The sequence below is a fragment of the Cyanobium sp. NIVA-CYA 375 genome (assembly GCF_056108345.1).
The window spans coordinates 1-24,142 of record NZ_JBSYHW010000013.1 but is presented as its reverse complement, the minus strand read 5'-3'; the positions used below and the strand labels follow the sequence as shown (position 1 = coordinate 24,142).

Below are 24,142 nucleotides of genomic sequence, written 5' to 3'. Positions count from 1 at the left end.
CTCCCCGCGGCAGCAGCTTCAGCGGATTACTGGATTACTACCCGCAGCAGCCCCTTGGTGAGCTCTACGAGCTCTAAGGGGCTCGGGCTGCTTACCCGCTCCGTCAAGCGCTTTTCAACTTCAGCCAGGCTCCCCTCACTCAAATTGACCACCAGCTCTTCGCTGTAAGACTCATCCGCCTGGGCCACTTCGATCAGCTCTGGTTCATCGACCACCTCAACCATCAGATTTGGCACCGGTGCCGGCCCCGGCACCTGAACCTCCGCAGGCGCGATGCCGCCAAGCTCCTCAAGCCAGGGCATGGCGGCGCCGCTGCTTTGAACCGGTGCCGCTGTAGGCGCTATCTGGCGGGCGCATTGCGCCAGTCCCTGGTCGGCGATGTCCCGCAGCAGGGGCTCTTCCGTAGCAGCGCGCACGCGGCTGTAAAACCCCGCCGCTGTGCTGCTGTCTTGGTAGCCGTAGAGGTAGGTGTGGCCCAGGAGCAGCTGCAGCCGTTGGCGCAGGGGGTGGGCGGGGTCGCCTGGCAGCTCGAGCAGCAGCTCCTCGCTCAACCGGGACACCACGTCCCATTGACGTTCGCTGTACAGCCGTTCAATGCCCCCGTAGCGCTGTTGTAGCGAGTTCGGCGAGGCTGTCATCGCGGCGAGGGCGGGGTAGAAGGCTTAAGCCACAGTGTGGAGCGATCCCATTGCAGCTGCCAACCGGCAGATAGGTTGGCCTGGCCTGGGGGATGGCCCGGTTGCAGTCGCATAAGTAGCTCTTCGAGTTGCCTGGCAGGAAGCACCAGTCCGCTGCCTTGCTCGAGCCAGTGGTGCAGGAGCTGGCGTTGATTGGCGCCGGCCAGGCTGCCCAGGGCCTGGCGCTGTAGGGCTGGCGTGCTGCTGAGGTTGCTGCTGGTTTTAAGGGTCTGTAGGGCCAGGGCTACAAGTTCGTTGCGGCTGTCTACTTCCTCCACCAGCCTTTCGGCTTGGGCGCTGATCCGCTGGGCGGCGCCGGGGTGGAGCCCTTCGAGCACGGGCAGCACTTCGGCCCGGATTCGGTTACGGCTGTAGCGGCGGTCGGTGTTGCTCGGGTCGTGCCACACCGGCAGAGCTAGTTGCTCGCAAAGGCGGGCCGTGTCGGCCCGGGAGAAGGGCAGCAGCGGCCGCGCCAGCACGATTGGATCACCTGGCTCGCTGCTGAGGGGGCGCTGGCTGCGCAGGCTTGCCAGGCCGCGGCGATGGCTGCCCCGGGCCAGGTGCAGCAGGAGGGTTTCGGCTCGGTCGCTGGCGGTGTGGGCGGTCAGCACATGGTTCACCCCCAGACATCTGGCCTGTTCTGCCAGTTGGTCGTAGCGCCAGTGGCGGGCGGCAGCTTCGCTGGTTGCCTCCAGTGGCCTCAGCCAAGAGGAAATGTGCAGGTCGAGTCCCTGGTCGCTGCACCAGCCGGCCAGCTCCAAGGCAACGCTGCCCGACTCCGGTCGCCAGCGGTGGTCGCCGTGCCAGAGGTGCAGCGGCCAGTGGTGCAGGCGCTGCAGGTCGCGCAGCAGGCCCAACAAGGCCATGGAGTCTTGACCACCCGAGATCGCCAGCAGCAGCGGCGCACCCGCTGGCAACAGCTCGGGATGGTGCCGCAGGTGGCGATGCAGCCGCAGATGTTCCTGGCTCCAGCGCGGTCCGGGTGGGAGAATCAGCTCATTATTCCAGTCTTGCGTTTCCATGGTTGCGAAGTCGCGTCTTGAGCAGCTGCCCTCCGCCCTGCAAGCCGCGCTGGCTGGACGCCGCCTGCTCAAGGTGATCGCTGGCCTCACCAATTTTGATGCTGCCAGTGTGGAGCGGATCAGCCGGGCCGCTGGCCAAGGCGGTGCCGATTTGATCGATGTGGCCTGCGATTCAGCGCTGGTGCAGCTTGCCGCTGCCGTGAGCGGCTTGCCGATCTGCGTGAGCGCCGTCGAGCCCGAGCTTTTTCCCGCCGCTGTGGCTGCCGGGGCGGCGATGGTTGAGATCGGTAATTACGACGCCTTCTATCCCCTCGGCCGCATCTTCGACGCCGCCGAGGTGCTCGAGCTCACCCGACGCACCCGCGAGCTGCTGCCTGAAGTGGTGTTGAGCGTCACCGTGCCCCACGTGCTGCCCCTCGATCAGCAGGAGCAGCTGGCGGTGGATTTGGTGGCCGCCGGTGCCGACATCATCCAAACCGAGGGGGGCACCAGTGCCAAGCCCTTCAGCGCCGGCAGCCTGGGCCTGATTGAGAAGGCGGCGCCCACCTTGGCTGCGGCTCACACCATCAGCCGCGCCCTTACTGCGGCGGCCAGTACTGCACCGGTGCTGTGTGCATCCGGCCTTTCCGCTGTCACCGTGCCGATGGCAATTGCTGCCGGTGCCGCCGGAGTGGGGGTGGGTTCGGCGATCAACAAGCTCAACGATGAGCTGGCCATGGTGGCCGTAGTGCGCGGTCTGCGCGAGGCCCTAGGCCTGCCCGCTGGCGCAACTGTTGTTGCTTAACGCCACGCTCATTGGTGCCTGAGTGAACCCATGACTACCTTGCGGGAGTTGATCTCCTCGTCGTTTTCATGGGTTCTCTGATCTGGCTGTTGCAGTGGCCGATTCGGGCCATTGTGCTGTTGATTGTGGCCTGGCTGCCTCTGGGGGTGGAACTAAGCAGTTTCCCGGTCGCCCTGCTTTCCGCAGTGGTGATTGGCTTGCTTGGCACCCTGCTGATCTGGCCGCTGAAGCTGCTGCTCGGGCCGGTGTGGGCGATCACCAGCCTAGGTGGCCTGATCAGTCCGGTGAGCCTGCTGTTCAACTGGGCGATCACCGTGGTGCTGTTTGGTTTGGCGGCCTGGTTGATCAAGGGGTTCCGGCTCAAAAACGGAGTGGTGAGCGCGATTCTTGGTGGGGTCGTCTATGCGGTGTTGTCGGCCGTGATCCTGCGCATCCTCGGCCTCGATGTCGACTTCACTCGCGCAGCTGCCCTGATCACCACAGCTCCGGTGGTTTGACCCCGAGAATGGGGACATGGTTCCGTTTGAACTCCACGCCCCCTACCTACCCAAGGGTGATCAGCCCACGGCCATTGCTGGGCTGGTCCAGGGCGTCGACGGGGGTGAGCGCTACCAGACCCTGCTAGGCGCCACCGGTACCGGTAAGACCTTCACGATCGCCAATGTGATCGCCCAAACCGGGCGTCCTGCCTTAGTGCTGGCCCACAACAAGACCTTGGCGGCTCAGCTCTGCAACGAGCTGCGGGAGTTCTTCCCGAATAATGCCGTTGAATATTTCATCAGCTATTACGACTATTACCAGCCGGAGGCGTATGTGGCTGTCTCCGATACCTATATCGCCAAAACAGCATCGATCAACGAAGAGATCGATATGTTGCGCCACTCGGCGACCCGTTCGCTGTTTGAGCGTAAAGATGTTATCGTAGTTGCCTCAATCAGCTGCATTTATGGCCTGGGTATTCCCAGTGAATATCTAAAAGCTGCCGTCAAGTTTAAGGTGGGTGAGACTCTCAATTTGCGAGGTTCCTTGCGGGAGTTGGTAAATAATCAGTATTCACGCAACGACCTGGAGATTTCCCGCGGTCGTTTTCGGGTGCGGGGCGATGTGCTGGAGATCGGCCCAGCCTATGAAGACAGGCTGGTGCGGATTGAGCTCTTTGGTGATGAGGTGGAGGCGATCCGCTACGTGGATCCCACCACCGGGGAGATCCTGCAAAGCCTCGACACAATCAATATTTATCCTGCTAAGCACTTTGTGACGCCAAAGGAGCGGCTGGCGGACGCGATTTCGGCCATCCGCAACGAGATGCGCGAGCGGCTCGATGTACTCAACGGTCAGGGGCGGCTCCTAGAGGCGCAACGGCTGGAGCAGCGCACCACCTACGACCTGGAGATGCTCGAGCAGGTGGGTTATTGCAATGGAGTGGAAAACTACGCCCGCCATCTGGCCGGGCGAGAGGCGGGCACGCCGCCGGAATGCCTGATCGACTACTTTCCCAAGGACTGGCTGCTCGTGGTGGATGAGAGTCACGTCACCTGCTCCCAACTGCAGGCGATGTACAACGGCGACCAGTCGCGTAAGCAGGTGCTAATCGAGCACGGCTTCCGCCTGCCCAGCGCTGCCGACAACAGGCCGCTCAAGGGCTCGGAGTTTTGGGAGAAGGCCCAGCAGACGATCTTTGTCAGTGCCACCCCAGGCAACTGGGAGATGGAGCAGAGCAGTGGCCAGATTGTGCAGCAGGTGATCCGCCCCACCGGGGTGCTCGATCCGATCGTGGAGGTGAGGCCCAGTGAGGGTCAGGTGGACGACCTGCTCGGCGAGATTCGGGTGCGAGCGGAGAAAAACGAGCGAGTGCTTGTAACCACGCTCACCAAGCGCATGGCCGAAGATCTCACCGACTATCTGGCTGAAAATGGCGTGCGAGTGCGCTACTTGCACTCGGAGATCCATTCGATTGAGCGGATTGAGATCATCCAAGATCTCAGGAATGGTGAATACGACGTGCTGGTGGGCGTGAACCTACTGCGGGAAGGATTGGATCTGCCCGAGGTGTCGCTAGTGGCGATTCTTGATGCCGATAAGGAGGGTTTCCTGCGGGCCGAGCGCTCCTTGGTTCAGACCATTGGCCGGGCTGCCCGCCACATCGAGGGCAAGGCCATCCTCTATGCCGACAATCTCACCGATTCGATGGCTAGGGCCATCTCCGAAACCGAGCGCCGCCGCACCATTCAGCACGCCTATAACGTTGAGCACGGCATCACCCCCACCCCTGCGGGCAAGCGGGCCGGCAATTCGATCCTCTCCTCTTTGGAGATGTCACGGCGGCTCAACGACGACCAGCTGGAGGAGGCCACCGAGCAAGCCGAGCACAACAATGTGCCGCTGGATGCCCTGCCGCAGCTAATTCAGCAGCTTGAAGAGAAGATGAAGGGCGCCGCCAAGAACCTCGAATTCGAGGAGGCTGCCAACCTGCGCGATAAGATTAAGAATCTGCGCCAGAAGTTGGTGGGGAAGGCCTAGCGCGGTTCTGAGGGGTTAACGACCAGCCGCCTTGAGCACGATCTTGATAGTTTTGACCATGATCACCAGATCCAGCCACAGCCCGGCATTGCGCAGATAGAAAAGGTCGTAGCTCAATTTCAGCTCCGAATCCTCAATGCTTGAGGTGTAGGGCATATTCACTTGGGCCCAGCCGCTAAGGCCGGGGCGTACCCAGTGGCGCAGGCGGTAGTTGGGGATTTGCGCTTCTAGCTGTTCCTCCAGCTCGGGCCGTTCTGGACGCGGGCCGATCAGGCTCATCTCGCCTCGCAGCACGTTGATCAGCTGGGGCAGTTCATCGAGCCGGGTGCGCCGCAGCCAATGGCCGATAGGAGTGATGCGCTCATCCTGCTCTGCTGCCCATAGGGCGCACCCGGTTTCGGCTCGGGGCACCATGGTGCGGAGTTTCAGCACAGCGAAGGACTGGCCCAGCAGCCCGGTACGTTGTTGCCTGTAGATCACGGCTCCGCCGTCCTGCGCTCGGATCAATAGGGCTGCCAGCGCTAAGACCGGGCTGGTTATTACCAGCAACACGACGCTGCTCACCACATCGGCAAAGCGCTTTAGCTGCTGTTCAAACGTGCTGTTGACGCCATCGATGCGGTTCGAAAACAGCAGCCATTGATCGCTCACCCAGTGGGGAGGAATTCGCTGCAGCTCTTGCTCCGCCATGGCCGCTAGTGACAGCACGGGGTGACCCTGGCCCACTACCTCTTGGCAAAACTGCTGCACGTTTGCTTCGGCGGCTACGCCACTACTCAGGGCAATGGTTGCGTTGGGGGCATCGCGTTCCCAGAGCGTGGGGCTGAATGGCAATATCGCTGGAAGGGGAGTGCTGCCGTAACTGCGCCGCCATTCCCGGGCGATGGCTGCCACTTCCTGCGGTAGCGCTACAACCTGCCAGGCCGGCTGGGATGAAAGATGTTGGCTTTGGCGCAGCCCCAGCCGCACAAGGGCGCTCCAGAGGATTGCCAGGCTGAACAGGGGAATCAGGCTGCCCCGGTGCAGCAGGGTGATGCCTGGAGGCACCCGCAGCAGCCAACCCAGCAGGGCGCCCGCCACGATGCTGGCGGTGCTGGTGATTCCGAGCCGCAGCAGCAGTTGCATCCAGCGCAGCCGCGCCAGTTTCAGCAGGGTGTAGGAGCCGAACAGCCAGCCCAGGCTCAGGTAGATCAGCACCAGGGCGAGGAGCAATAGCTGTTGATCAGCAACACTGCTCTGGCGCAGGCCATTGACGATTAAGGCTGCTGCGATTAACCCGGCAGCGTCGAGACCTGCCGCAAGGGCAAGGGGAAGACGGTGGCGGCTCCAGTTCATGCCATGGATACCTCAACTTCGCCAGGCGCCTCGGTGCCTTCGGCTTGATGTTGCGCGATGCCACCAAGTGCAAATGCAGCGTGGACTGCTTGCAGCGCCTTGATGCCCTCGGCCTCGGCTACGACGCAGCTGGTGCGGATTTCGCTGGTGGCGATCAGTTCGATGTTGATGCCTGCGTCGGCCAGGCAGCGGAACATGCGGGCGGCGGTGCCGGGGGTGCAGGGCATGCCAGCACCTACAGCGCTGATTCGGGCTATGGCGGGTCCCTCCTCAAAGCTGGAGCCTGGCCATTGGCCCAGAAGGGTCGCCAGGGACTGCTGCGCCCGCGCCAGATCGTCGCGTTTGAGCACAAAGCTCATATCGCGGCTTGGCCCGGCGTGGGTGCGCTCGGATTGCACGATCGCATCGAGGCTGATGCCTGCATCGGCCAGGGTGCGGCAGACGGCCGCAGCGGTGCCGGGGCGATCGGGCAGTCGCCTTAACGCCACCTGGGCCTGATCGCGGTCGAGGGCGACGCCGCGTACGGCCGGATCCCTCAGGTTGCAGGTCCCGGGATCGCGGCGCAGCTGCTGATCAGTCAGCTCAAAGGCTTCGGCGGCGGCCCGTAGGGCCCGATCCGCCTGATCTCCAGCCAGCAGGCAGCTCACCTTCACCTCGCTGGTGGCAATCAGCCGCAGGTTGATGCCTGAGCGGGCCAGGGTGTCGAACAGCCGGGCAGCGACCCCTGGCCGGCCCATGATTCCGGCGCCAGAGATGCTCAGCTTGGCCAAGCCGGCTTCAGCGCTTAGCTGGGCGCCGCCATCGTTGAGGGTTGCGCCCATGGCGGCGAGCACCTCCCAGCACACGAGCTGGGCCCGGTCGCATTCAGCGGCGGCCAGGGTGAAGGCGATGTCGTTCGAGCTGCCCTCGTGGGTGGCTTGCACGATCAGGTCGACGTTGAGGCCGGCGGCGCCGAGGGCTTCGAATAGCTGGGCTGCCACCCCGGGCCTGTCGGGCACGTGGGCGAGGGCCAGCACCGCTTGATTTGTTTCCAGTTCGGCGCCATCCACCGGCTTACCAAGCTCCAGCCCCTCATGGCCAATTGGCCTGGGGGCGCCGCTGGTGAGCAGGGTGCCGGGCTGCTCGCTCCAGCTGGAGCGCACCACTAGGGGCACGCCGTAGTTACGGGCGATCTCCACCGCCCGCGGGTGCAGCACCGAAGCCCCCAGGCTGGCCAGCTCGAGCATTTCATCGCAGCTCACCTGAGCCATCAGCTGGGCGTCGGCCACCTTGCGGGGGTCGGTGGTCAGCACCCCGGGAACGTCGGTATAGATCTCGCAGGTGTCGGCGCCCAGCGCTGCGGCCAGGGCCACCGCCGAGGTGTCGGAGCCGCCACGGCCCAAGGTGGTGATCTCGGGGGTGCCGCCGGCGCCGCTGCTGGTGCCCTGGAAACCAGCCACCACCACCACCTGACCATCAGCGAGCAGGCGCCGCAGCCGTTCGGTGCGGATCTCCAGGATTCGGGCGCGGCCGTGGGCCGATTCGGTGACGATGCCCGCCTGGGTGCCTGTCATCGACACCGCCGGTACGCCCTCAGCGTGCAGCGCCATCGAAAGCAGCGCGATCGACACCTGCTCGCCGGTGGCGAGCAGCATGTCCAGCTCCCGCTGGGGTGGGTTGCTGCTGATAGCGCGGGCCAGGCCGGTGAGCTGGTCGGTGGTGTGGCCCATAGCTGAAACCACAATCACCAGTTCGTGGCCATCCTCACGGCTGCGGGCGATGCGGCGGGCCACTGCCTGGATGCGCTCCACATCGGCCACCGAGGTGCCGCCAAACTTCTGAACCAGCAGGGCCATAGCGGGGTGTGGCGGTTGGCGTCAGTGAAGGAAGGGTTAATTATCCGTCTTGGTCCCTTAGGGGTTGAGCAGGAAGCCGTCGCGGAAGGCGTCGCCGGCATCACTGCCCCGCTTGAGGGCAGCTTCCACTGAGAGCAGCTGGCTGAGCAGGCGCAGGAACAGGGCAGGCTGGCGGCCGCGGATCTGTTTGCGCATTACGTAGATGCGTTTGGGGTTGCCGATGCCGGCCGCTTTGGCGATCACCGCCACGTCGCTTTCACCCTTCTGGTCGAGCAAGGTGACCCAAAGCCAGCCGCGGATCTGGCTGGTGAGGGCGGCAACGATGCGCAGGGCTGGTTCGTTGGCCTCCAGCAGGGCATCGAGCCGGGCAATGGCGTCGGCTGGCTTGCCTGCCAGCAGGGCATCGCCCGCGGCGAGGGAGCTGGTGGCTTGACCGCCCACCAGGGCTTGCACGGCGGCCAGGGTGATGGGATTGGCGTAGAGGCTGAGCTTTTCAAGCTCGCTGGCTAGGCGGGCGCTGTCGCTGCCGATGGCATCGGCGAGAGCTTCAGCTGCGGCTGGCTCGAGCTTCAGCCCCAGCTCCCGGGCCGTGCAGCTCACCAGCTCCACCTGGCCGGTGCCGTCCCAGATGGCTGGCAGGGCAAAGCTTTGCTCACTGGCCTGACCAGCCTTCACCAGCTTCTGCAGGGCCTTGGTGGTGCGCAGCCGGGCATCCGGCTTGCCGGAACTCACCAGCACTAGATGGCAGCCATCCGCCACCTGGGCCAAGGCGGCCTCGAAACGCTCGGCCAGCTCAGCTGGGCACTGGCTGCAAAAGGGACTGCGTTGCAGCAGCACCATCCGGCTGCCGGCGCCAAAGGGCGGTGTGCGGGCCTCCTCGAGGGCTTGGGCCGCTTGGCCGGCGTCGTTGCCATCGAGGCGGCTGAGGTTAATGGTGGCCCAGCTGGGATCCACCTGCGCCTGCACGAGCTTCTCTACGGCACGGTTGCGGGCAGCTTCGTCGTCGCCCCAGAGCAGGTGAATGGGCATGGGTGGTGGGCGGTGCTCAGATCCGCAGGGCGCTGAGCACCGGGTGGAGCGCAGTCTGGGTCAGTGCCGGATGGTCGGTGACCAGCACCACTGCGCCGGACTGGATGGCATTAGCAATTTCGATGGCGCAGCTGTCGTCGAGCTGGGGTTCCTGGCGGCGCAGACGCACGGCGGCAGCGGCGATGGCGCCATCGCTGGGGATCAGTTGCCAGTGGTGGGGATTGTCGAAAGCCTGGATGTATCGCTGGGTCAGGGCCTCGTCGCCGCGGGCCAGGGGCCCCTCCAGCACCCGCATCAGGCTCAAGCTGCTGACAACCCCAATCCAATACCCAGCCGCTATGCCCTGCATCAGTGGCTCAAGGTGTTTGCCGGCGCCCTTGGCGTCGGCCAGAAAGGCCACCAGCGCGGTGCCATCGAGGGCGATCCGGGAGCCGTGGGCTAGCAGGCGGGGATTGAAGGCCTCTTTGTGGGGCAGGATCTGTACTGATTGTACAAAAGCTGGCGGTGGTGGTGCTGGTCGGGCTGGTTGGCGTTGCTGGGGATCCCAGCAGCCCCTGCTGCTGCCTTGTAGGGCCATCAGGCTCTGGATTTGACGTTGGCGGAGCAGGGGATCAACTGGTGCCCGCCCTGCCAGCGGCACCAGGGCGGCCATGGGGGTGCGGTGGCGCTGGATCACGATTCGTTCGCCGGCCGCCGCTCGCTCCAGCAGTTCCGGTAGTCGGCGTCTGGCCGCCTCGACGCCCATGGTGGTGTCAGGCATGGGTGTGCGCGAATCTGTACAGACCGTACAGGCTGTACAACCTGTACAGAATTAAGGACAGCGCTGCTGGTGATTGATGCACCGCTGCTCAGAAATGGGTCAACTGAAATGAGCCATGAGAGATGGGCCATGAGAGATGGGCCATGAGAGATGAATCGAACCATGAGTAATGCTGAAACTGCGGCTCTGAGTGGAGTGCCTTCCCTGGATCACCCGATTTTTTCTGAGAGCTTGCGGCTTATCCGGCAGTTGCCGGGGACGGCGGCGGCGCTGGCGCCGCTCAGCCCCCTGCAGCAGGACGTTTTTCTTCGCCTGATTCACAGCAGCGGCGATCCGGACTTGGTGGTCGATCTGGTCTGCCCCGTTACCGCTTGCGCCGCCGGTTTGGCGGCGTTGGCAGCCGGGGCACCGATCCTCACGGACACGGCAATGGCGGCCGCCGCTGTGGCACCGATGGCGCTGCGCACTTTCGGCAATCAGGTGCGCAGCGTGCTCGAGTGGGCTCCTGAGCAGGCGCCAGTGGGCTCCACACGCACGGCCGCCGGGATGGCGGCGGCGCTGGCCGGCCAGGGCGAGCCAGGCGTGGTGTTGATCGGCAGTGCTCCCACGGCCCTAGAGGTGTTGCTGGATTTGGTGGCATCAAAAGCGGTGCCGGCGCCGGCCCTGGTGATCGGCATGCCGGTGGGGTTTGTGGGGGTGGCCCAGAGCAAGCGTCACCTGGCTGAGAGTGGCCTGGTGCATATCCGGCTCGAGGGCTCCAAGGGCGGAGCCGGACTGGTGGCCGCGGCCTGCAACGCCCTGCTGCGCTCTGCCTGGCTTCAGGCGGCGAGTGCGCCGCCCCCCTGATCCACCCGCACGACGCTGTTGGCTTCGATGCGGCCCAGCACCTGGCGAGCGCGCAGCACTACCGCGGCGGGCACTCCGGCCAGGCGGGCGGCCTCGATGCCGTAGCTGCGGCTGGCGCCGCCCGGGGCGACCTGATGCAGGAACACCAGGTCGTCGCCGGTTTCCTGCACCAGCACCTGGGCATTGGCGACGTTGGGCAGCTGGCCGGCTAGGGCGTTGAGCTCGTGGTAGTGGGTGGCGAAGATCGAGCGGGCCCGGATGCCGCCCTGCTCCGCTGGCGTGGCCAGGTGCTCGGCCACGGCCCAGGCGATCGAGAGGCCATCGAAGGTGGCGGTGCCGCGACCGATCTCGTCGAGCAGCACCAAGGAGCGCTCGCTGGCGTGGTGAAGGATGTTGGCGGTTTCGGCCATCTCCACCATGAAGGTGGACTGGCCGGCGGCCAGATCGTCGCCGGCGCCGACGCGGGTGAAGATGCGGTCGGCGATGCCCAGGCGCGCCGAAGTGGCTGGGATCCAGCTGCCCATCTGGGCCATCAGCTGCAGCAAGCCGGTTTGGCGCAGATAACAGCTCTTGCCGCTGGCGTTGGGGCCTGTGAGGATCAGCAGGTCGGGGCGGGGGGCGGCCTCGGGGATGGCACCTAGCACCACATTGTTAGCTGTGAAGGGCTCTTCCACCAGCAGCTGCTCCACCACCGGGTGGCGGCCGGCTTCGATCTGCAGCAGGCGCGCCTCGGGACCGGCGGGGTCGGTGATTTCCGGGCAGCAGTAGCCGCCGGTGGCGGCCACCTCGGCTAGCGAGGCGATCGCATCGAGCTCGGCCACCAGGCGGGCGGCGTGTCGGATGGTGGCGGCCTGCTCGCCGACCCGGGCGCGTAGCGCGCAGAACAGCTCGTATTCGCGCTGGGCGGCGCGGGCCTTGAGCTGCTGGATGGCGCCCTCGCGGTTGCGCAGGGCTGGGGTGACGAAGCGCTCCTCGTTGGCCAGGGTTTGGCGGCGGATCCAGTGCTCCGGCACCGCCGCCGCCTTGGCCTTGGACACCGCCAGGAAGTAGCCGAAGGTGCGGTGATACTGGAGTTTGAGGCTGGCGAGGCCGCTGAGCCGGCGCTCCTCGGCCTCCTGGCCGGCTAGCCAGGAGTCCTGGTCGTCGAGCTGGTTGCGCAGGTCATCGAGGTTTGGGTCGACGCCGTCGTGGATCAGGCCGCCTTCAGTGAGCGATAGGGGCGGGGCATCGAGCAGGGCGTGGCGCAGCTCGCCGGCCAGGCTTTCAAGCTCGGGCCAGGGGCGGGCCAGGTCTTGCAGGGGGGCGCTGCTGGCTTTGGCGAGCTGGGCGGCGAGCTGGGGCAGGCGCTCCAGACCATCGGCCAGGGCCACCAGATCCCGGGCGCCGGCGCTGCCCGCCCCGGCGCGGCCCGCCAGGCGCTCCAGGTCGCCCATCGGGCGCAGCAGGCGGCGCAGGGCTAGCCGCAGGGAGCGGTCGACCACCAGCTCACTCACCCCCCCCTGGCGCTCCAGGATCGCGGTGCGCTCCACCAGCGGCGCCAGCAGCCAGCGGCGCAGGCAGCGGCCACCCATGGCGGTGTGGGTGCGGTCGAGCGCCCAGAGCAGGGAGCCGTGGATGCTGCCGCCCAGCTGGGTTTTGGTGAGCTCCAGGTTGCGGCGGGTGGCGGCGTCGAGCACCAGCTGGTCGCCGGCGTGCCAGGTGGTGGGCGGATCGAGGGGCACCTTGGCCTGGCTGGTGTCGTCGAGATAGGCCACCAGGCCGCCCGCCGCACGCAGGGCCAGCGGCGCTTCGCCGAGCCCCAGGCCAGCAAGGCTGGCTAGGCCGAAGCGCTGCTTGAGGGTGGCGGATGCCTCTGGTGCCTCAAAGGGGGTGCGGGGCAGCGGCGTCAGCCGCAGGGCCTCGGGGCACCAAGTAGGGCTGGCGGCGCCGGGCCAGAGCACCTCGGCTGCCTCCACCTGCAGCAGCTCCTGGTGCAAGCCGGCGCTGCCGGTCCTCTCGGTGACCCGAAATTCGCCGGTGCTGACATCGGCTACTGCAAGGCCCCAGCACGCTCCCTCCATCACCACGGCGCAAAGCCAGTTGTTGAGGCGGGCCGCTAGCAGGCCCTCCTCAAGCACCGTGCCGGGGGTGAGCACCCGGGTGATGCCGCGCTTGAGCAGTTCGCCCTTGGCCGGGGTGCTTTCCAGCTGGTCGCAGAGGGCCACACTCAGGCCGCGGCGCACCAGCTCAGCGCAGTAGCGCTCGGCCGCATGGTGGGGAATGCCCGCCATTGGCACCCGACCGACAGCCTTGCCGCCCTCCTTGCCGGTGAGGGTGAGCTCCAGTAGGCGCGAGAGGGTGATGGCGTCTTCAAAGAAGCACTCAAAGAAGTCGCCGAGGCGATAAAGCAACACCCGATCGGGATGGGCGGCCTTGAGCTCCACGTAGTGACGCAGCATCGGCGTCAGCTGTTCGGCTGCCACCAGGCTGTGGTGGTGCCAGGGGGGCAGGTCGGAGTCGGGGCCGGGGGCCGGCGGAGCTGTTGGGGCGGCTTGGCGTTGACGGCTGCGGGGCCGGCTTGGGCCGGGCTCGGGAGCGGGCTGGGGATCTTCGGCCAGGCCCAGGGCGGCGGTGAGCGAAAGCTGCTGATCGGCTTCCGCGGCCACGGCAATGGGGTTGCTCAGGGGGAAGTTGATGGTAGGAGCGCTGGCTCGCCCAGCTCTGCCGAAACGTTCAGCTTTTTTGACAATGAACTCGACCTCGGGAATTCCCTCGAAGTCGGCGTCTTGAGTGAGCAAGGTGGCCTGGTGGGCTAGCGCGGCATCCAGAGGAATTTCTGTGCCCTGACGCATCAGGGCGATTGCCTGAACGGCTGATCGATCTTCTTGGGGGCCGGCATCGAGTTGTGAAGCAACGGTGCTGGAGCCCGGGGCCTGCGTGTGAGAATCTCGAAACCAATCGGCTTGTAGCCGCTGCTAATCCATGCAGATCCTCAACACCCTCACCGTTTTGGCTCTGGTGGTGCTGTCGTTCGCCTTGATTGTGGCGGTGCCGGTGCTGTACGCCAGTAGTGAAGATTCAGGTCGCTCCAACCGCCTGATCCTGCTTGGCGGTCTCGCCTGGGTGGCCCTGGTGCTGCTCAACTGGGGCATGAGCATTTTTGTGGTCTGAAGCGTGGCAATTTTTGAAGGGCGGTTCACCGACACGGCTGGTCTGCGTATCGCAGTGGTGGTTGCCCGTTTCAATGACCTGGTGACCGGCAAGTTGCTCAGCGGCTGCCTCGACTGCCTCTTGCGCCACGGAGTCGACACCAGTGATGCCAGTGCCCAGCTGGATGTGGCCTGGGTGCCTGGCAGTTTTGAGATCCCCCTGGTGGCCCAGCGCCTGGCGGCCAGTGGTCGCTATCAGGTGGTGATCACCCTGGGGGCCGTGATCCGCGGCGACACCCCTCATTTCGATGTGGTGGTGAATGAGGTTAGTAAAGGTGTGGCTGCCGTGGCCCGCGACACCGGCGTGCCGGTGATCTTTGGGGTACTCACCACCGACACCCTGCAGCAGGCCCTAGAGCGGGCCGGCATCAAGAGCAACCTGGGCTGGAACTACGGCTTGCAGGCCCTGGAGATGGGCAGCTTGATGGCGGCTATTCCCGACTAAAAGTTCCGGGCCGAAACAGCACAACCCTTCCTCCGTCCCCCTGCTGCCATGACCACGGTTCCCCTGGCTCAGGCTCGCCAGTAGTTGTCTGGCTTGCTCGATCGCATCCAGGCTGGAGCTGAGCTTTGGCTTGAGCGCTTACGTCGTCTGCACCACGAGGCAGGCCATGGTCGCTTGATCGATGCCTATCGCCTGGGCCTGTTGCCGGTGACCCTCGATCGCGATCTCGCTGAGGCTGCTGGCGCGCTTTCCTATCCGGTCGAAACCCTTGAGCTCCCTGAAACTCCTTGTTTCACCAGTAAGGACTGGGGGGCTGCATCGCGGAATCCCAGCTGCTCGTAGAAGCCGGAGCTGTTGGTGGTCATCAGATAAACGCGCTCGACGCCGCGCAGGGCTGGGGCGGCCAGCAGGGCCTCCACCACTCGGCGGCCGAGGCCCTGGCCGTGCAGGTCGCCGGCCACCACCACATCCCAGAGCACGGCGCGATAGGTGCCGTCGCTGCTGGCCCGGCCGAATCCCACTAGCCGCTTGCCATGCCACAGGCTCACTACAACGCTGCTGCCGGCGAGCAGGCGGCGTAGATCTGCAAAGCTGCGCCTCTGGGCCCAAAAGGCGTGCTTGTTAAACAGGCGCTGCAGCTTCCCTAGGCCGCGGCTGGGCCGCAGACCTGGGCCGAGGCCGAACCAGCGCAGGCCAGGGGCGCCAGGTGCGTGGAGGAGGAGGCGCAGTGCTGCCATGGCAGCATTCTCCCAGCGGAGCGTTCCCTATGACCCGTAAGGGCATCATTTTGGCTGGAGGCAGCGGCACTCGGCTGCATCCGATTACCCAGGCGGTGAGCAAGCAGTTGCTGCCGGTGTACGACAAGCCGATGATTTATTACCCGCTCAGCACCTTGATGCTGGCGGGAATTCGGCAGGTGATGGTTATCAGCACGCCCCATGATTTGGCTTCTTTTGAGCGGTTGCTGGGAGATGGCAGCGCCTGGGGCATGGAGATTCGCTACGCCGTTCAGCCGAGTCCGGATGGTTTGGCTCAGGCTTTCTTAATCGGCGCTAATTTCCTCAATGGCGCTCCGGCGGCACTGGTGCTGGGCGACAACCTCTTCCACGGCCACGATTTGATTCCCCAGCTGCAGGCCAGTAATGGCGGAGTGGCCGGAGCCACGGTGTTTGCCTATCCGGTGCGTGATCCCGAGCGCTACGGGGTGGTGGAGTTTGCGCCGAATGGTCAGGTGCTGAGCCTGGAAGAGAAGCCAGCCCAGCCCCGCTCCCGCTATGCGGTGACAGGCCTTTACTTCTATGACGATTCAGTGGTGGAGCGTGCTCGCCATATCCAACCGTCACCACGGGGAGAGCTGGAGATCACCGATCTCAATCGCCAATACCTGGAGGAGGGGTTGCTGCGGGTGGAGCTGATGGGCCGCGGCATGGCTTGGCTGGATACGGGAACCTGTGATTCGCTGCATGAGGCCGGCAGCTATATCCGCACCCTGGAGCACCGCCAGGGTCTGAAGGTGGGCTGCCCGGAGGAGGTGGCCTGGCGGTTGGGCTGGATTAGCGGCGACCAGCTAGCCGCCCTGGCAGCGCCCCTACGCAAGAGCGGCTACGGCGATTATTTATTGCAAATACTGGAGACTCCAGATGCAGGCTGAAGGGCTCACCACAGCGTCCGGCGTCGCTTTGCTGGGCCCCTTGCTGCTGACGCCACGGGTGTTTGGCGATGGGCGGGGTTTCTTCTTCGAGAGCTGGAACCAGCAGTCTTTCAACGCTGCCGCCGGCGAAACCTGCTTTGTGCAGGACAACCACTCGCGCTCCAGCCGCGGCGTGCTGCGGGGCCTGCACTACCAGCTGCCGCCCCATCCCCAGGGCAAGTTGGTGCGTTGCGTGCTGGGAGAGATCTTTGATGTGGCGGTAGATATTCGCCGCAGTTCGCCCAGCTTTGGCCAATGGGTGGGGGCGCGCCTGAGCGCTGAGAACCACCAGCAGCTGTGGGTGCCGCAGGGCTTCGCCCATGGCTTTCTGACCCTGAGCGAGCACGCCGAGGTGCTCTACAAAACCACCGATTTCTGGAGCCGCGAGTGCGAGCGCGCTATTCGCTGGGATGACCCTGCGCTAGCGATCGCCTGGCCCCTGGAGGCCTTGGCCGGAGCCCTGCCCCAGCTTTCGGAGAAGGATGCCGCTGCGCCGTTGCTGGCGGAGCTGGCCAACGGTGACCTGTTCAGAGGGAACCAGCCAGCCATGTTTGGAAGGCTGCTGGGCTGAGGATCAACAACGGATTCACCGACTCCTGAAGGGCCAGCAAGTCGGCATCGCCACTCACCAGCACAGGGGTTGCTGCAGCCAGAGCCAGATCAAGGAAGACCTGATCATGGGGGTCTCGCACCCCGTGGGAGCTTGTGGGGATCGGTCCCGTCCAGCTTTCACACCACGGCAGGAGATCTTCCAGTAGGCGCTCTTGATCCGCTGGGTTCAGTCTGAATTTGGGATAGGCCAACACCCGCAACAACTCCCGCACTGTGGGCTCAGCCACAACAGGAATCAACGCACCGCGCTGCCAGCAAGGCCGCAACCAACTGAGCCGGCCATTGGCGAACAACAGAGCTGATAGCAACACGTTGGTGTCGAGCACTGCTCGGGTCGGATCACGTCTCACGCCTGGCGGGCCCAGTTCACGGCATCGGCCACATCGGCTTCGCTGATCCCGAGCTCCGCCAGACGGGCTCGCACCGCTGTGGCTCCACCGGGGTGGAGCGGCGTGAGCACAATGCGGCCGTTGTCGCAGGTGACGTCGTAGTAGTCGGCCTGGCCCGTCTGTTCCACCACGGCCTTGGGCAAGGTGAGCTGGTTTTTGCTGGTGCGCTTGGCTACAACCATGAATCTGGCGCTGGAAAGGAATCCTTACTCTAGGAGTTTCCTTGTTGCCGCTTGCCTGTTCCGCCCACAATGGCCTCGATGTTGACCCTGTCCCAGTCATGAAGGTGCTGCTCACCGGTGCTGCGGGCCAGCTGGGCCAGGCGCTGATCGCCTCAACGCCGCCGGGGGTGGAGCTGGTGGTCTGCAGCCGCGCCGAGCTGGATCTGGCCAGCCCCGAGGCCTGCCGGGCCGCCGTACAGGCGCAGCGCCCGGATTGGGTGCTCAACGCCGGCGCCTACACAGCGGTGGACAAGGCCGAAAGCGAGCCCGAGCTGGCCCAGGTCGTGAATGCCGGTGCCCCCGGCGCCTTTGCCGAGGCCCTCGCCGAAACGGGCGGCCGGTTGCTGCAGGTGAGCACGGATTTCGTGTTCAACGGCAAGCAGGGCAGGCCCTACGGGCCGGATCATGAGCTCGATCCGCTCGGGGTCTACGGGGCCAGCAAGGCAGCTGGCGAGGCAGCGGCCCTGGCCTTGCCCGGCGCCCGAGTGCTACGCACCAGCTGGGTTTATGGGCCCGTGGGCAAGAACTTCTGCCTCACGATGCTGCGGCTCCATGCCCTCAAGGCAGCGGCGGGGGAAGCGTTGGGGGTCGTGGCCGATCAGGTGGGTTGCCCCACTGCCACCCACACCCTGGCGGAGGCCTGCTGGCGGGCGATCAGCGTCGAGGGCCCGCAGATCCTGCACTGGAGCGATGCCGGCGCCGCCAGCTGGTACGACTTCGCGGTGGCGATTGGCGAGCTGGGGGTGGAGCTGGGCCTGCTGCAGCAGGCGGCGGCTGTGCGCCCCCTCACCACCGCCGACTACCCCACTCCGGCCCAACGCCCCAGCTACTCGCTGCTGGAGTGCAGCAGCAGCCGCGTAGCCCTCGGGCTGGAACCTCTGCACTGGCGGGCGGCCCTGGCGCAGGTGCTGGACCCCGCATGAGCGTTGGCGGCAGTGCTCTTTGGGAGTGTGACCTTTGGGAGTGTGGTGTTTGGGAGTGTCGGCAAATCTGTACGGTCTGTACAAATTTTGGACGCCTTCCGGTCAGCGCTCCTCCGGTTCCGTTAGCCCGCCAAGCAGCCGTGAAGCGATTAACGGGCTCGATGGAGCCTCGATGGATCTGGCAGCAGCGCGACTGGCCCAACTTCCGCTGGGATGGAGCCGCACTTCGGCCAGCACTGCTGCAGGCATCTGCGGCGCCTTTGGGGCTGGCTCAGCAACTGGATCGTCTGGATGCAGGATTTGAAGGGGGGATGACCCTGCGCAAAGCGATTGGCCTCACCAGGGTGAGCCGGGCCACGGCCTGGCGCGATCTCAGCGAGCTGGTGGAACTTCAGGCGCTCACGCCGATTGGTGCAGGTCGTAGCCGGGCCTACCGCCTTGGCTTTCCGTTTGAGCTGGACCAGAAGGATCAACCCAGCCATTCCTGAGCGCGCCGAGGAATCATGGATGGGGTGGCAGCGGAGTGTCAGCTATCGGCTTGCCCCAATTGGCTGGAAACATTTCAGGCTTCTACGGCAGTTGTACAAGCTGAACAGGTTCCCTAATGCAACGGGGATCAATGCAGCAGATGCACGGGTTCGCCGGCTTCGCTCAGCAGGCGAGCTGCGTCGCCGAGCCCGGCCCAGCCGGCGGCGGCGGCCTGATTCAGCTCCTCCAGGCTGGCGCAGTGGCTGGAGCGGCCTGCCAGCAGGCCGATGAAGCTGTTGATGCTGCTGGTGGCTTGCTCGGCTTGCAGCTCCAGCCGGCCGCCAGGCAACACCTCCACATCAATGCGCTGGCCAGGCTGAATGCCCAGATGGGCCAGTAGATCCTTGCGCAGCGTCACCTGCCCTTTTCGGGTGACGGTGAGGGACCGCGATCGTTTGCGCCTTTGCGTTGGGGGCTCGACTATTGCAGTGGGCAGCTTAGAACTTTATTTTAAGGCGTTTTCCCTTGCTGATCACCATCGCCAACCTGATCGAGCAGCTCTGTGATTTGACCCTACGTCGATTCACAGCACAGGCTTAGCCCGCCAATCCGCCGTATTCCTCCAGCAGTGAGATCACGTCTCGGACTCGCCTGGCATTGCGTTCGGAGGGGTCGAGCTGGTGTCGGAGCTGGACAAGATTGCACTGAGCTTGCTGTTGAGCTCGTCGAGCCGTTCGTCCTCTTTCTCGAGTCGTTTCAGCCTCTGCTCGATCGCGTAGCGCTCCACGTCGACGTCGATCGTTGGATGCCAATTGAGCTTCTGCAACAGCCGCCGCCAGGGCGGCAGCGATGCAAGGAATTCCTGCTTGCTGCGGTAGGTCGACGGAAGCGGCTCCCAGGAGGTCGACATGGGTGTAATTGGTAAACAATGTGATCAGGGCGAGGAGCAGGGCGGCAAAAGCCGTGATCCAGCCTTGACGGTCAAATCCCAAAAGCACCGTAGCCAGCCCAAACCCTGAACACAGGATAGTACAAGTAAACTATCAGGGCATCCGTGGAATCACGGAGAAGTCGGCTGGGTCTGGCTGCCACGACCGGGATAGACTTTGGCTATTCGGGCAGAGCTGTGGTGAAAGTGAAGGTGCAGGCCTGGGGCAACAGCCTGGGGCTAAGGATCCCCAAGGCTTACGCCACCGAGTTGGGTGTGGGCTCTGGCAGTGAGATGGAGGTGAAGGTGGAGGCCGGTACCTTGCTCGCCAGGCCCGCAGAGGCGATCCACCTGGAGGCCCTACTGGCTGAGATCACGGCTGAGAACCAACACAGCACAACTGACTGGGGTGAGGCCAGCGGTGCGGAAGTGTGGTGAGAGCACCGGAGCGCGGGGATCTGATCTGGCTCAGCTTCACACCACAGAGTGGGCGTGAACAGGCTGGACGCCGCCCGGCATTGGTGGTGTCGCCATCGACGTACAACTGCAAGGTTGGCCTTGCTTTGGTGTGTCCCATCACCAGCAGGGTGAAGGGATACCCATTTGAAGTGGCGCTGCCGGAAGGGGGGCTGGTGCAGGGGGTGGTGCTGGCGGATCAACTGCGCAGCCTGGACTGGCGCAGCCGAGAGGCTGAGCTGATTGCCAATGCTCCGATTGCGGTGGTGGAGCGGGTGCTGCGGCTGGTGGGAGCGCTGTTGAGCAGCCCGTAACAGTTTGGGGGTGTCATGAAATCTGTACAACTTGTACAGATTTTGGACGCTTTCAGCTCAGCCTCAGGCATCGGCCAGGCGGCCGGCTCGCTTGGCCAGGCTCACAGGGATGTTGGGGCTCTCCGGGCCCAGCACCATGGCGCCGGTGTCCATCGACCAGGATCACCTCCCGCTGATCCAGCTCCCGCAGTTGTAGCTGGATGGCGATGTGCTCAGGGATGCAGAGGTGAACGGTGCCGTGAATCAAGCCCATCTGAACAGGATAAAGGGGTCTTGCCTGCAGGGAAGGCCCGCCATGGCAGGCTGTTCAAGCCATCCCCCCGTACTCCTCCAGCAGCGAGATCACATCTCGGACTCGCCTTGAGTTGCGTTCGGAGGGTTCGAGCTGGTGTCGGAGCTGGACAAGATTGCACTGAGCTTGGTGCTGAGCTCGTCGAGCCGCTCGTCTTCTTTCTTCAGACGCTCGTCCTCTCTCCTCATTTGCAGCTTCCTCTGCTCCAGCTCGTATCGCTGCACTTTCAGCTCGACGGTTGGATGCCAATTGAGCTTCTGCAATAGCCGTCGCCACGGCGGCAGTGATGCAAGGAATTCCTGCTTGCTGCGGTAGGTCGACGGAAGCGGCTCCCAGGAGGTCGACATGGGTGTAATTGGTAAACAGCGTAATCAGGGCGAGGAGCAGGGCGGCAAAAACCGTGATCCAGCCTTGACGGTCAAATCCCAAAAGCACCGTAGCCAGCCCAAGCCCTGAATACAGGATAGTACAGGTAAACTATCAGGGCATCCGTGGAATCACGGCCTTCCCGGGCATGGCCATGGCTCTCGATTCGCTCTCTGACCGAACCCGAAGGGTTCGAAGGGGAATGACCTTGCGTCAAGCGATCGGCCTACTTGGCCAGGCTCACCGGGGCCGCAGCACCAGATCCATGTCTTCCATGGGGATGGCTCCCAGCAGCACTTCGTTGCCCAGCACCATGGCGCCGGTGAAGCAGCGGCGGTTGGCGAAGCGCACCTCAATGGGGCCCATGTAGGGCACCGTGCGCCGGTGTCCATCGGCCAGAATCACCTCCCGCTGCTCCAGCTCTCGCAGCTGCAGCTGGATGGCGACGTGCTCAGGGATGCAGAGGTGCACGGCCCCGGAATCGGCCAGGGCACGCACCTCCAATCCCTGCAGCTCGGGGCTCGAGGGGTTGGAGAGCTGATCGGTGCCATAAATCAAGCCCAAGGGGTCAGGTTAAAGACGTTTTGCCCGTAGGCATGCCCCCCTTCCGTGGTGATGGTTTGTGGAACAACGTTCCCCGGTAGCCTCATAAAAGCTTGATTGATCCCATGCCCTCTCTACTGCCCGAAGGGATCAACCGCGTGCTGGTTACCGGCGGCGCCGGCTTCATCGGCGGTGCGCTCGTGCGCCGGTTGCTGCGCGATTCCAGCGCCACGGTGTTCAACCTCGACAAGATCGGTTACGCCAGCGATCTCACCGGAATTGAACGCCTGGGCCCCGAGGCGGGCCAGCGCCACCAGCTGCTGCGGGTGGACCTCACCGACGCCGATGCCACAGCCGCAGCCGTGCGCCAGGCCGATCCCGACCTGGTGATGCACCTGGCAGCCGAGAGCCACGTGGATCGCTCGATCGATGGGCCTGCGGCGTTCATCGAGAGCAACGTGAGCGGCACCTTCAACCTGCTGCAGGCGGTGCGGGCCCATTGGGAGCAGCTGCCGGCGGAGCGGCGCGAGGGCTTCCGCTTCCACCACATCAGCACCGATGAAGTGTTTGGATCCCTGGGCGAAACCGGCCGCTTCTCAGAAACCACCCCCTACGACCCCCGTTCCCCCTATTCGGCCAGCAAGGCGGCCAGCGATCACCTGGTGAGCGCCTGGCACCACACCTACGGACTGCCGGTGGTGCTCACCAACTGCTCCAACAACTACGGCCCCTGGCAGTTTCCCGAGAAGCTAATTCCGGTCGTGATTCTCAAGGCCGTGGCTGGCGAGCCGATTCCCCTCTATGGCGATGGCGCCAATGTGCGCGACTGGCTGTATGTGGAAGACCACGTGGAGGCGCTGCTGCTGGCGGCCACGCGGGGTCGGCTGGGTGAGAGCTATTGCGTGGGTGGTGCCGGCGATCACGGCTCCCCCAGTGAGCGCACCAACCGCGATGTGGTGGAAACGATCTGCGCGCTGATGGATCAGCTGCGGCCCCAGGGTGCTCCTCATGCTCGATTGATCACCCGTGTGGGCGACCGCCCCGGCCACGACCGGCGCTATGCGATCGATGCGGCCAAGATCACCACCGAGCTGGGCTGGAAACCACGGCATAGTTTTGAGCAGGGGCTGGAAGCCACGGTTCGCTGGTATCTAGACAATCTGGGCTGGTGTGCGCGTGTGCAGGCCCAGGCCGGCTACCAGGGTCAGCGGATCGGTGCCAATTTGGCGGCGGTCCAGGCCCCGCCCCCTCACGCTTGAACCGGCCCGCGAAACTCGCTATCTGTGAGGTTATTACTCCCCGGAGCTGCAGGCCAGCCAGGGCAGGCTCACCGGGATGTGGGGGCTCTACGGTTTCAGCGTGGATCGATCTCAGGGAGCCAAGTTAGTGCCGCAGCACTAGATCCCTTTGCCCATCGGGATATACCCGGCCGCACCTCAATTGGATTCATATGGGGCACCGTGCGGCGGTGTTCATCGGCCAAGGCACGCACCTCCGATACATGCAGCTCGGGGCGGGTGGGGTTGGAGATCTGAACTATGTTGTGAATAAAGCCCAATTGATAAGCTTAATTTTGGCCGCTTTAGGGCTTGTCCCCTACCCATGTAGTTGGCCAGCCAAGCTGCTTGACGCAATAAAGGCGCAATTAGCGCTGCACGGACAACAACAACTGACTGATCTGATTGCCGATCCAGCGTGTAGCGGCTGGCATTGTTGTAACCCAAGCTCGACAACTGGACCCAGAGGGATCTGCTGTTGGCCAGATCGTAGAGCCTCTGGGCCATGTTTTTGCCGTGGTCATCTACCCGGAACAGCAAGCTCGCCTCGTGGTGCATTTCACGATGTACGCCGATGTCACTGGCCAGGGTCGGCAGACCGATCGCTTGAGCCTCTAACAACGGGAAGTCAAACCCTTCCATTAAGCTGCATGAGACTAAACAGAAGGCCTGACGCAATGTCTGGGCCAATTCTTGATCGGTCAGTAAAGCCAGCCAGCTGATTCTGGAATCTAGGTTCAGGGCCCGGCTGGTTTGCTGTAGCTGGTGGGTGCAGCGGCCCGCCCGGCCAATGATGAGAAGGCGGCCGGGCCATTGGGGGTTCATGGCCAGAAAGCGCGCAAAACCTTCAAGAGCCAGCTGCACATTCTTGTTGCGGTCGTGCCGGGCCAGCATCACCACATCATGGCCCTGAGGTCTGTTGTGCCAGCGGGTTGCTGGCGGCAGACCATTGGGGATGACCTCAATCTGCCGTGCCGCAATCCTTTGGCTCACCAACTGATCGGCCACCGTGCGGCTGATCGCGATTACTCGTGTGGTGCTGCGACAGGCGGCCAGTTGAACGGTCTTGGTATACCAATTGGCTGTCGCAGAGTTTGGATAGACCAGAGGGTCAGGTCATGGCAAGTGATCACCTGGCGCTTGTGCGGCAGGCGCCTGAGCAGATTCGTGAATGGGGCATAGATTCAGGCTGGCGTCGGCCAGTTCGGCCTCGTATCGGGTG

28 protein-coding genes are annotated in these 24,142 nt (G+C 64.4%); 13 read left to right on the top strand and 15 right to left on the bottom strand.

Going from position 1 to position 24,142, the window contains the following annotated elements; all coding sequences use genetic code 11:
• Positions 1-26: 26 nt before the first annotated feature.
• Both AC01FP_RS05410 and tilS read right to left on the bottom strand, forming a co-directional pair.
• Positions 27-638 (bottom strand): hypothetical protein, encoded by a 612-nt coding sequence (locus AC01FP_RS05410; protein ID WP_474478692.1) that lies wholly within the window; start codon positions 636-638, stop codon positions 27-29.
• A complete protein-coding gene (gene tilS, locus AC01FP_RS05405) occupies positions 635-1,699 on the bottom strand; it encodes a tRNA lysidine(34) synthetase TilS (RefSeq protein ID WP_474478691.1) in 1,065 nt (354 codons plus the stop codon). The genes AC01FP_RS05410 and tilS overlap by 4 nt, the downstream gene beginning before the upstream one ends.
• On the opposite strand from tilS, the gene AC01FP_RS05400 reads away from it, so the two are divergent.
• The 3 genes from AC01FP_RS05400 (at position 1,698) to uvrB (ending at position 5,003) form a co-directional block, all read left to right on the top strand.
• A complete protein-coding gene (locus AC01FP_RS05400) occupies positions 1,698-2,483 on the top strand; it encodes a DUF561 domain-containing protein (protein ID WP_474478690.1) in 786 nt (261 codons plus the stop codon). The two genes, tilS and AC01FP_RS05400, sit on opposite strands and share 2 nt — an antisense overlap.
• A gap of 68 nt (positions 2,484-2,551) precedes the next feature.
• The gene (locus AC01FP_RS05395; RefSeq protein WP_474478688.1) at positions 2,552-2,980 is read left to right on the top strand and encodes a phage holin family protein; all 429 of its coding nucleotides are present in this window, start codon (positions 2,552-2,554) and stop codon (positions 2,978-2,980) included.
• Positions 2,981-2,996: 16 nt separating this feature from the next.
• Complete coding sequence (uvrB, locus tag AC01FP_RS05390; RefSeq protein ID WP_474478686.1) at positions 2,997-5,003, top strand: excinuclease ABC subunit UvrB; 2,007 nt, start codon at positions 2,997-2,999, stop codon at positions 5,001-5,003.
• Between the two features lie 15 nt (positions 5,004-5,018).
• On the opposite strand, the gene AC01FP_RS05385 is transcribed toward uvrB, so the two are convergent.
• Genes AC01FP_RS05385 through AC01FP_RS05370 form a run of 4 tightly spaced genes read right to left on the bottom strand, consistent with a single transcriptional unit; the run spans position 5,019 to position 9,962 of the window.
• The gene (locus AC01FP_RS05385; RefSeq protein WP_474478685.1) at positions 5,019-6,338 is read right to left on the bottom strand and encodes a sugar transferase; all 1,320 of its coding nucleotides are present in this window, start codon (positions 6,336-6,338) and stop codon (positions 5,019-5,021) included.
• Positions 6,335-8,173, bottom strand: a complete 1,839-nt coding sequence (locus AC01FP_RS05380) for an aspartate kinase (protein WP_474478683.1) — start codon at positions 8,171-8,173, stop codon at positions 6,335-6,337. Before AC01FP_RS05380 ends, AC01FP_RS05385 begins: the two co-directional genes overlap by 4 nt.
• 57 nt (positions 8,174-8,230) lie before the next feature.
• The gene (holA, locus tag AC01FP_RS05375; RefSeq protein ID WP_474478682.1) at positions 8,231-9,202 is read right to left on the bottom strand and encodes a DNA polymerase III subunit delta; all 972 of its coding nucleotides are present in this window, start codon (positions 9,200-9,202) and stop codon (positions 8,231-8,233) included.
• A gap of 16 nt (positions 9,203-9,218) precedes the next feature.
• Positions 9,219-9,962 (bottom strand): type II toxin-antitoxin system Phd/YefM family antitoxin, encoded by a 744-nt coding sequence (locus AC01FP_RS05370; RefSeq protein WP_474478679.1) that lies wholly within the window; start codon positions 9,960-9,962, stop codon positions 9,219-9,221.
• A 162-nt stretch (positions 9,963-10,124) separates the two neighbouring features.
• Between AC01FP_RS05370 and AC01FP_RS05365 the strand changes: the two genes are divergently transcribed.
• The gene (locus AC01FP_RS05365) at positions 10,125-10,808 is read left to right on the top strand and encodes a precorrin-8X methylmutase (RefSeq protein ID WP_474478678.1); all 684 of its coding nucleotides are present in this window, start codon (positions 10,125-10,127) and stop codon (positions 10,806-10,808) included.
• Here the strand turns inward: AC01FP_RS05365 and mutS are convergent.
• Complete coding sequence (mutS, locus tag AC01FP_RS05360; RefSeq protein WP_474478676.1) at positions 10,781-13,639, bottom strand: DNA mismatch repair protein MutS; 2,859 nt, start codon at positions 13,637-13,639, stop codon at positions 10,781-10,783. The two genes, AC01FP_RS05365 and mutS, sit on opposite strands and share 28 nt — an antisense overlap.
• Before the next feature lie 130 nt (positions 13,640-13,769).
• On the opposite strand from mutS, the gene psbZ reads away from it, so the two are divergent.
• Together psbZ and ribH are read left to right on the top strand one after the other, a co-directional pair.
• Positions 13,770-13,958, top strand: a complete 189-nt coding sequence (psbZ, locus tag AC01FP_RS05355; protein ID WP_106632462.1) for a photosystem II reaction center protein PsbZ — start codon at positions 13,770-13,772, stop codon at positions 13,956-13,958.
• 3 nt (positions 13,959-13,961) lie between these two features.
• Positions 13,962-14,441, top strand: a complete 480-nt coding sequence (ribH, locus tag AC01FP_RS05350) for a 6,7-dimethyl-8-ribityllumazine synthase (protein ID WP_322764411.1) — start codon at positions 13,962-13,964, stop codon at positions 14,439-14,441.
• 251 nt (positions 14,442-14,692) lie between these two features.
• Here the strand turns inward: ribH and AC01FP_RS05345 are convergent, their stop codons facing one another.
• Positions 14,693-15,178: a GNAT family N-acetyltransferase gene (locus AC01FP_RS05345; protein ID WP_474478673.1), complete on the bottom strand. Its 486-nt coding sequence runs from the start codon at positions 15,176-15,178 to the stop codon at positions 14,693-14,695.
• A 29-nt stretch (positions 15,179-15,207) separates the two neighbouring features.
• Between AC01FP_RS05345 and rfbA the strand changes: the two genes are divergently transcribed.
• A complete protein-coding gene (gene rfbA, locus AC01FP_RS05340) occupies positions 15,208-16,092 on the top strand; it encodes a glucose-1-phosphate thymidylyltransferase RfbA (RefSeq protein ID WP_474478671.1) in 885 nt (294 codons plus the stop codon).
• Complete coding sequence (rfbC, locus tag AC01FP_RS05335) at positions 16,082-16,702, top strand: dTDP-4-dehydrorhamnose 3,5-epimerase (RefSeq protein WP_474478669.1); 621 nt, start codon at positions 16,082-16,084, stop codon at positions 16,700-16,702. Before rfbA ends, rfbC begins: the two co-directional genes overlap by 11 nt.
• Here rfbC and AC01FP_RS05330 read toward each other — a convergent pair.
• Both AC01FP_RS05330 and AC01FP_RS05325 read right to left on the bottom strand, forming a co-directional pair.
• Complete coding sequence (locus tag AC01FP_RS05330) at positions 16,659-17,093, bottom strand: putative toxin-antitoxin system toxin component, PIN family (protein WP_474478667.1); 435 nt, start codon at positions 17,091-17,093, stop codon at positions 16,659-16,661. The genes rfbC and AC01FP_RS05330 overlap by 44 nt on opposite strands.
• Positions 17,090-17,314 (bottom strand): AbrB/MazE/SpoVT family DNA-binding domain-containing protein, encoded by a 225-nt coding sequence (locus AC01FP_RS05325; RefSeq protein WP_474478665.1) that lies wholly within the window; start codon positions 17,312-17,314, stop codon positions 17,090-17,092. Before AC01FP_RS05325 ends, AC01FP_RS05330 begins: the two co-directional genes overlap by 4 nt.
• Positions 17,315-17,412: 98 nt before the next feature.
• On the opposite strand from AC01FP_RS05325, the gene rfbD reads away from it, so the two are divergent.
• Together rfbD and AC01FP_RS05315 are read left to right on the top strand one after the other, a co-directional pair.
• Positions 17,413-18,276, top strand: coding sequence for a dTDP-4-dehydrorhamnose reductase (gene rfbD, locus AC01FP_RS05320; protein ID WP_474478664.1), 864 nt, complete (start codon positions 17,413-17,415; stop codon positions 18,274-18,276).
• Positions 18,277-18,416: 140 nt separating this feature from the next.
• Complete coding sequence (locus AC01FP_RS05315; RefSeq protein WP_474478663.1) at positions 18,417-18,764, top strand: DUF4172 domain-containing protein; 348 nt, start codon at positions 18,417-18,419, stop codon at positions 18,762-18,764.
• 128 nt (positions 18,765-18,892) lie between these two features.
• On the opposite strand, the gene AC01FP_RS05310 is transcribed toward AC01FP_RS05315, so the two are convergent.
• Both AC01FP_RS05310 and AC01FP_RS05305 read right to left on the bottom strand, forming a co-directional pair.
• Complete coding sequence (locus AC01FP_RS05310; RefSeq protein WP_474478662.1) at positions 18,893-19,162, bottom strand: AbrB/MazE/SpoVT family DNA-binding domain-containing protein; 270 nt, start codon at positions 19,160-19,162, stop codon at positions 18,893-18,895.
• Between the two features lie 216 nt (positions 19,163-19,378).
• A complete protein-coding gene (locus AC01FP_RS05305; protein WP_474478660.1) occupies positions 19,379-19,654 on the bottom strand; it encodes a hypothetical protein in 276 nt (91 codons plus the stop codon).
• A gap of 216 nt (positions 19,655-19,870) precedes the next feature.
• Between AC01FP_RS05305 and AC01FP_RS05300 the strand changes: the two genes are divergently transcribed.
• A complete protein-coding gene (locus tag AC01FP_RS05300; protein WP_474478659.1) occupies positions 19,871-20,110 on the top strand; it encodes an AbrB/MazE/SpoVT family DNA-binding domain-containing protein in 240 nt (79 codons plus the stop codon).
• Positions 20,104-20,442 (top strand): type II toxin-antitoxin system PemK/MazF family toxin, encoded by a 339-nt coding sequence (locus AC01FP_RS05295; RefSeq protein ID WP_474478658.1) that lies wholly within the window; start codon positions 20,104-20,106, stop codon positions 20,440-20,442. Before AC01FP_RS05300 ends, AC01FP_RS05295 begins: the two co-directional genes overlap by 7 nt.
• A gap of 342 nt (positions 20,443-20,784) precedes the next feature.
• Here the strand turns inward: AC01FP_RS05295 and AC01FP_RS05290 are convergent, their stop codons facing one another.
• Together AC01FP_RS05290 and AC01FP_RS05285 are read right to left on the bottom strand one after the other, a co-directional pair.
• Entirely contained in the window at positions 20,785-21,081 is a 297-nt protein-coding gene (locus tag AC01FP_RS05290; protein WP_474478657.1) for a hypothetical protein, read from the bottom strand.
• 259 nt (positions 21,082-21,340) lie between these two features.
• A complete protein-coding gene (locus AC01FP_RS05285) occupies positions 21,341-21,664 on the bottom strand; it encodes a clan AA aspartic protease (protein ID WP_474478656.1) in 324 nt (107 codons plus the stop codon).
• 104 nt (positions 21,665-21,768) lie between these two features.
• Between AC01FP_RS05285 and rfbB the strand changes: the two genes are divergently transcribed.
• A complete protein-coding gene (gene rfbB, locus AC01FP_RS05280; RefSeq protein ID WP_474478655.1) occupies positions 21,769-22,902 on the top strand; it encodes a dTDP-glucose 4,6-dehydratase in 1,134 nt (377 codons plus the stop codon).
• A gap of 213 nt (positions 22,903-23,115) precedes the next feature.
• On the opposite strand, the gene AC01FP_RS05275 is transcribed toward rfbB, so the two are convergent.
• On the bottom strand, positions 23,116-24,027 hold the full coding sequence (locus AC01FP_RS05275; RefSeq protein ID WP_474478734.1) for a glycosyltransferase: 912 nt from the start codon (positions 24,025-24,027) through the stop codon (positions 23,116-23,118).
• Positions 24,028-24,142 lie beyond the last annotated feature (115 nt).

Excerpts from the sequence above, each read along its gene's own strand:
- AC01FP_RS05410 (WP_474478692.1), bottom strand. The coding sequence starts at position 638 with ATGACAGCCTCGCCGAACTCGCTACAACAGCGCTACGGGGGCATTGAA.
- AC01FP_RS05380 (WP_474478683.1), bottom strand. The coding sequence starts at position 8,173 with ATGGCCCTGCTGGTTCAGAAGTTTGGCGGCACCTCGGTGGCCGATGTG.
- uvrB (WP_474478686.1), top strand. The coding sequence starts at position 2,997 with ATGGTTCCGTTTGAACTCCACGCCCCCTACCTACCCAAGGGTGATCAG.
- mutS (WP_474478676.1), bottom strand. The coding sequence starts at position 13,639 with ATGCGTCAGGGCACAGAAATTCCTCTGGATGCCGCGCTAGCCCACCAG.
- AC01FP_RS05345 (WP_474478673.1), bottom strand. The coding sequence starts at position 15,178 with ATGGCAGCACTGCGCCTCCTCCTCCACGCACCTGGCGCCCCTGGCCTG.
- holA (WP_474478682.1), bottom strand. The coding sequence starts at position 9,202 with ATGCCCATTCACCTGCTCTGGGGCGACGACGAAGCTGCCCGCAACCGT.
- rfbD (WP_474478664.1), top strand. The coding sequence starts at position 17,413 with ATGAAGGTGCTGCTCACCGGTGCTGCGGGCCAGCTGGGCCAGGCGCTG.
- tilS (WP_474478691.1), bottom strand. The coding sequence starts at position 1,699 with ATGGAAACGCAAGACTGGAATAATGAGCTGATTCTCCCACCCGGACCG.
- rfbB (WP_474478655.1), top strand. The coding sequence starts at position 21,769 with ATGCCCTCTCTACTGCCCGAAGGGATCAACCGCGTGCTGGTTACCGGC.
- AC01FP_RS05400 (WP_474478690.1), top strand. The coding sequence starts at position 1,698 with ATGGTTGCGAAGTCGCGTCTTGAGCAGCTGCCCTCCGCCCTGCAAGCC.
- rfbC (WP_474478669.1), top strand. The coding sequence starts at position 16,082 with ATGCAGGCTGAAGGGCTCACCACAGCGTCCGGCGTCGCTTTGCTGGGC.
- AC01FP_RS05385 (WP_474478685.1), bottom strand. The coding sequence starts at position 6,338 with ATGAACTGGAGCCGCCACCGTCTTCCCCTTGCCCTTGCGGCAGGTCTC.
- AC01FP_RS05365 (WP_474478678.1), top strand. The coding sequence starts at position 10,125 with ATGAGTAATGCTGAAACTGCGGCTCTGAGTGGAGTGCCTTCCCTGGAT.
- AC01FP_RS05395 (WP_474478688.1), top strand. The coding sequence starts at position 2,552 with ATGGGTTCTCTGATCTGGCTGTTGCAGTGGCCGATTCGGGCCATTGTG.
- rfbA (WP_474478671.1), top strand. The coding sequence starts at position 15,208 with ATGACCCGTAAGGGCATCATTTTGGCTGGAGGCAGCGGCACTCGGCTG.
- psbZ (WP_106632462.1), top strand. The coding sequence starts at position 13,770 with ATGCAGATCCTCAACACCCTCACCGTTTTGGCTCTGGTGGTGCTGTCG.
- AC01FP_RS05370 (WP_474478679.1), bottom strand. The coding sequence starts at position 9,962 with ATGCCTGACACCACCATGGGCGTCGAGGCGGCCAGACGCCGACTACCG.
- AC01FP_RS05305 (WP_474478660.1), bottom strand. The coding sequence starts at position 19,654 with ATGTCGACCTCCTGGGAGCCGCTTCCGTCGACCTACCGCAGCAAGCAG.
- AC01FP_RS05325 (WP_474478665.1), bottom strand. The coding sequence starts at position 17,314 with ATGGTTGTAGCCAAGCGCACCAGCAAAAACCAGCTCACCTTGCCCAAG.
- AC01FP_RS05290 (WP_474478657.1), bottom strand. The coding sequence starts at position 21,081 with ATGTCGACCTCCTGGGAGCCGCTTCCGTCGACCTACCGCAGCAAGCAG.